General features: G+C 71.3%; 5 protein-coding genes and 1 riboswitch. Of the genes, 4 read left to right on the forward strand and 1 reads right to left on the reverse strand.

Going from position 1 to position 5235, the window contains the following annotated elements; translation table 11 throughout:
- On the reverse strand, nt 1-319 hold a 319-nt coding region (locus J0670_RS29350), incomplete at its 3' end, for an SDR family NAD(P)-dependent oxidoreductase (protein WP_207814723.1).
- A gap of 256 nt (nt 320-575) precedes the next feature.
- Here J0670_RS29350 and J0670_RS29355 point away from each other — a divergent pair.
- From J0670_RS29355 to J0670_RS29375, 4 genes are all read left to right on the forward strand, one after another.
- Nucleotides 576-1889, forward strand: a complete 1314-nt coding sequence (locus J0670_RS29355; RefSeq protein ID WP_207814724.1) for a cytochrome P450 — start codon at nt 576-578, stop codon at nt 1887-1889.
- A gap of 210 nt (nt 1890-2099) precedes the next feature.
- A riboswitch (cyclic di-AMP (ydaO/yuaA leader) is annotated at nt 2100-2268 on the forward strand.
- A gap of 5 nt (nt 2269-2273) precedes the next feature.
- Complete coding sequence (locus J0670_RS40060) at nt 2274-3176, forward strand: transglycosylase family protein (protein ID WP_279383093.1); 903 nt, start codon at nt 2274-2276, stop codon at nt 3174-3176.
- Between the two features lie 252 nt (nt 3177-3428).
- A complete protein-coding gene (eno, locus tag J0670_RS29370; protein ID WP_207814725.1) occupies nt 3429-4715 on the forward strand; it encodes a phosphopyruvate hydratase in 1287 nt (428 codons plus the stop codon).
- 159 nt (nt 4716-4874) lie between these two features.
- On the forward strand, nt 4875-5235 hold a 361-nt coding region (locus J0670_RS29375), incomplete at its 3' end, for a septum formation initiator family protein (protein ID WP_243437694.1).

Genomic DNA, 5235 nt, shown 5'->3' on the forward strand with positions numbered 1-5235 from the left:
GGTGGGCGGGCAGGTCGGCGAGGGAGACGATCCGCTCGCCCTCCGGGCCGGCGACGCAGAAGAAGTCGATCGGCCCGAGGTGCTTCTCGGCGGTGTCGACCAGGGCGGCGACGTCGCTGGGCCGGCGGATGTCGCCGGCGACGCCGACGACGGGGCAGCCGGGCCGGTCGAGTTCGGCGGCGAGGTCCTCGGCGACACCGACGTTCTGGTCGGCGATCAGCATCCCGGCGGCACCCGCCGCGGTGAACCGGCGGGCGAGGCCGGCTCCCGAACCGCCGTCGAGTACCGCGATGACGACGACTGCTCCGCTGACCCGCATGGCCTGCTCCTCCCTGTGGGCGGCACCGCACCGGCGCCCACGCGTACTGCGGAGGATCGTAGGCACGTCCTGACCCTCCGCAACAGGGATTACCCCTCAGGTGACCAGGCTCACGCCCGCCACCCGGCCAAGAGCGCTCAAAGAGCTGTCCACGGACCGTCCATGAGCCGTCCACGGAGTGTTGCGGAGCCGCTCACGAAGCGTTCGCCGACCGTTGATGGACGGGCCGCGCCGACCCACCGGATACGGTCGACCCATGCCAGCTCAGCCCGACGCCGTCCAGCCCGATCCGCGGTCCGCCCCGCAGCCCGGTCCGCAGCTCTTCACCTGGGAGTTCGCGGCCGATCCGTACCCCGCCTACGCCTGGCTGCGCGAGCACGCCCCGGTGCACCGCACCACGCTGCCGAGCGGGGTGGAGGCCTGGCTGGTGACCAGGTACGCGGACGCCCGGCAGGCGCTCGCGGACTCCCGGCTGTCGAAGAACCCGGCGCACCACAGCGAACAGGCGCACCGCACCGGCCGGGTGGGCATCCCGGGGGAGCGGCAGGCGGACCTGATGACGCACCTGCTGAACATCGACCCGCCGGACCACACCCGGTTGCGCCGCCTGGTGTCGAAGGCGTTCACCCCGCGCCGGGTGGCCGAGTTCGAGCCCCGGGTGCAGCAGCTGACCGACCGGCTGATCGACGGGTTCGCGCAGCGCGGCTCGGCGGACCTGATCCACGAGTTCGCCTTCCCGCTCCCCATCTACGCGATCTGCGACCTGCTGGGCGTGCCGGCCGAGGACCAGGACGACTTCCGCGACTGGGCCGGGATGATGATCCGACATGGAGGCGGCCAACGCGGCGGCGTGGGGCGGGCGGTGAAGCGGATGCGGGCGTACCTGCTGGAGCTGATCCACCGCAAGCGGGCGGACCTCGGCGACGACCTGATCTCCGGTCTGATCCGGGCGAGCGACCACGGTGAGCACCTCACGGAGAACGAGGCCGCCGCGATGGCCTTCATCCTCCTCTTCGCCGGGTTCGAGACGACGGTCAACCTGATCGGCAACGGCACCTACGCGCTGCTGCGCAACCCGGAGCAGCGCCGGCTGCTGCAGGAGTCCGTGGTGCGCGGCGAGACCGCGCTGCTGGAGACCGGGATCGAGGAACTCCTGCGCTACGACGGGCCGGTGGAGATGGCGACCTGGCGGTTCGCGACCCGGCCGCTGAGCATCGGCGGGGTGGAGATCCCGGTCGGCGATCCGGTGCTGGTGGTGCTGGCGGCGGCGGACCGCGACCCGGCCCGGTTCAGTGAGGAGAACACCCTCGACCTGGCCCGGACCGACAACCCCCACCTGGGTTTCGGGCACGGCATCCACTACTGCATCGGTGCCCCGCTGGCCCGGCTGGAGGGGCGCAGCGCGCTGGCCACCCTGCTCACCCGACTGCCCGATCTGCGGCTCGCGGGGAACCCGGATGACCTGCGCTGGCGGGGCGGTCTGATCATGCGTGGGCTGCGTGAACTGCCGGTCGAATTCAGCCCTGAGAGCCGGTCCCCGCACGCCGTTCCGGAGGGTGCGACACGCTGACGTGACGTCGCTTGCGCACCCCTGCGGCCGGTGTGAACACCCATCAAACCGGACAAACCACCGCCGTTGGTAGGCGATCGAACACGTGCCGTAATTTATGTGTGATGTCGGCGATATGAGCTTGTGATTCATCTGAAGATCTGTCTAGTCTCCCTGGAGTTCGCAGCTGCGGACCTCGTGCGCGGAACGCCGAATCCTGCCCGCCGCGCCACGGGAAACCGACCAGAACCCTGGGCAGGGGCGGGGGACCCAGGTTTGTTGCCGTTTCCCCACGGCTTGGGGTGAAGCCGCCCGAACGGAGTCGTCTCCGCGCACGGCGGCCGGGCCACCTCCCGGTCCGAACCCGACAGCTCACCTCGCAGGCGTGCGGAGAGGGACCTCTTCATGCTGTTCGTTGGAACTGGCCGTCACCGTCGTCGCACCCAGGCCGAGAAGGCCATCGCCGTCGCCGGTGTGGCCGGCGTCGGACTCGCGATGCCGCTCCTCACCGCCACCGGCGCCTCCGCCGCCCCGGCCTCCACCTGGGACGCCGTCGCCCAGTGCGAGAGCGGCGGCAACTGGAGCATCAACACCGGAAACGGCTACTACGGCGGCCTCCAGTTCACCTCCAGCACCTGGAAGGCGTACGGCGGCACCGCGTACGCGCCGCAGGCCAACCAGGCCAGCAAGTCGCAGCAGATCTCGGTCGCCGAGAAGGTGCTCGCCTCGCAGGGCCCGGGCGCCTGGCCGGTCTGCTCCAAGAAGGCCGGGCTGAGCAAGGGCGGTGCCCCGGCCGTGGTTGACACCTCCTCGGACGCCAAGCCGCAGAAGCAGGCCGCCCCCAAGCAGCAGGCTCCCACGCAGCAGCAGGCCCCGAAGCAGGAGGCCCCGAAGCAGGCCGCTCCCAAGCAGCAGGCCCCCAAGCCGGCCGCGAAGCCCGCCCAGCAGCCGGTCCAGCTGGCCGCCCCGCAGCAGGCCCAGGGCTTCCCCGGCAAGGCCGGCTGGGACGCCAACGCGAAGGTGTACTGGTACCAGAACAACGGCGCCTGGTACTGGACCAGCCACCAGAGCGTCTACCAGCAGTACGCCCCGCAGGCCGCCGCCCAGCCGCAGGCCGCCCCGTCGGCCGCGTCCGCCGCGCCGAAGTCGGGCCACGACTACACCGTCCGCGACGGTGACACCCTGTCGACCATCGCCGCCGCCCAGGGCGTGTCCGGCGGCTGGCAGGCGCTGTACGACGGCAACCGCGGCACGGTCGGCGGCAACCCGAACCTGATCATGCCCGGCCAGGTCCTGCACCTCGGCTGAGCCGTTCCTTGACGGATCGGAAGGGGGTCGCTCCCGGCGGCCCCCTTCGTCCGCATTCGTCCTCCCCGGCGGGACGAGGTGGGACAAGCAGGTGAACTACCGGTGGGTAGTGAGGCCACACGCTGAGACGGAGCCGAGGCCGACGTGGCCCCGGGAGCCCGGGCGGTTAGGCTCTGGTCGTAACGACTCCGCAATCGTCCCGCCGACAGCACCACCGTCAGCCGGACCCCTGCTTCCGCAAGGAGATGCCTCGTGCCGTCCATCGATGTCGTCGTAGCCCGTGAGATCCTCGACTCGCGCGGCAACCCCACGGTCGAGGTCGAGGTCGGCCTCGACGACGGAAGCACCGGCCGCGCCGCCGTCCCGTCGGGTGCCTCGACCGGCGCCTTCGAGGCGCTGGAGCTGCGCGACGGTGACAAGAACCGCTACTTCGGCAAGGGTGTGGAGAAGGCCGTCCTGGCCGTCATCGAGCAGATCGGCCCGGAGCTGGTCGGCTACGACGCCACCGAGCAGCGCCTGATCGACCAGGCCATGCTGGACCTGGACGCCACCCCGGACAAGTCCTCGCTCGGCGCCAACGCCATCCTGGGCGTCTCGCTGGCCGTCGCGCACGCCGCCTCCGAGGCCAGCGACCTGCCGCTGTTCCGCTACCTGGGCGGCCCGAACGCGCACGTCCTGCCGGTCCCGATGATGAACATCCTCAACGGTGGCTCGCACGCGGACTCCAACGTCGACATCCAGGAGTTCATGATCGCCCCGATCGGCGCGGAGTCCTTCTCCGAGGCCGTCCGCTGGGGCGTCGAGGTCTACCACACCCTCAAGGGCGTGCTGAAGGAGCGGGGCCTGTCCACCGGCCTCGGCGACGAGGGCGGCTTCGCCCCGAACCTGGACAGCAACCGCGAGGCCCTGGACCTGATCGTCGAGGCCATCGAGAAGGCCGGCTACGTGCCCGGCCGCGACGTCGCGCTGGCCCTGGACGTCGCCTCCTCCGAGTTCTACGAGGACGGCGCCTACCAGTTCGAGGGCAAGGCCCTCTCCGCCGCCGAGCTCATCGAGTACTACGCCGAGCTGGTCGACGCCTACCCGCTGGTCTCCATCGAGGACCCGCTGGACGAGTCGGACTGGGACGGCTGGAAGGCCATGACCGTCAAGCTGGGCGACAAGGTCCAGTTGGTCGGCGACGACCTGTTCGTCACCAACCCGGCCCGCCTGGCCCGCGGCATCGAGACCGGCACCGCCAACGCCCTGCTGGTCAAGGTGAACCAGATCGGCTCGCTGACCGAGACCCTGGACGCCGTCGAGCTGGCCCAGCGCAACGGCTACCGCTGCATGATGTCGCACCGCTCCGGCGAGACCGAGGACGTCACCATCGCCGACCTGGCCGTCGCCACCAACTGCGGCCAGATCAAGACCGGTGCCCCGGCCCGCTCCGAGCGCGTCGCCAAGTACAACCAGCTGCTGCGCATCGAGGAGATCCTCGACGACGCCGCCGAGTACGCCGGCCGCAGCGCCTTCCCGCGCTTCCGCTCCGCGGAGTAGCGAGCACGGCAGGTACGAGGGCTGAAAACCGCGGGGCCGAAGGTCCCCGGTAGCGCAAGCCTGACCGGTGCCCCGCCGTTCACCCCGTAGGGTGGACGGCGGGGCACCGTCGCGACCAAGGAGGGGATGCGGGAGATGGCAGGCTTGAGGATTCCGGGCTTGGCGGCCCGGCCCCGGTTCACGAGCCGGGCGACCGTCCTCGTCCTGGTGCTCTGCTCCCTGGTGGCGATCCTCGCCTACCCGACGCGGCAGTTCATCTCCCAGCGCGCCGAGATCTCCGCCCAGCGGGCGAAGGCCGACCACGCGCGCCAGCAGGTCGAGCAGCTCCGCCGGGACAAGGCCCGCTGGCAGGACCCGGAGTACGTCAAGGCGCAGGCCCGCGCCCGGCTGCACTACGCGGTGCCGGGGGAGACCCCGTACATCGCGCTGGATCCGGCCGGTCCCGCTGCCGCCCAGCCCGCCGCGCCCTCCGCCACGCCCGCTTCCTCCGGGGGTTCGGCGAAGGCCGCCAAGCCCTGGT

The organism is Streptomyces sp. FH025 (assembly GCF_017427025.1).
Lineage (GTDB): Bacteria > Actinomycetota > Actinomycetes > Streptomycetales > Streptomycetaceae > Kitasatospora.

What these genes read in the sequence shown, in the direction of transcription:
- J0670_RS29355 (WP_207814724.1), top strand. Translation starts at nt 576, where the DNA reads ATGCCAGCTCAGCCCGACGCCGTCCAGCCCGATCCGCGGTCCGCCCCG.
- J0670_RS40060 (WP_279383093.1), top strand. Translation starts at nt 2,274, where the DNA reads ATGCTGTTCGTTGGAACTGGCCGTCACCGTCGTCGCACCCAGGCCGAG.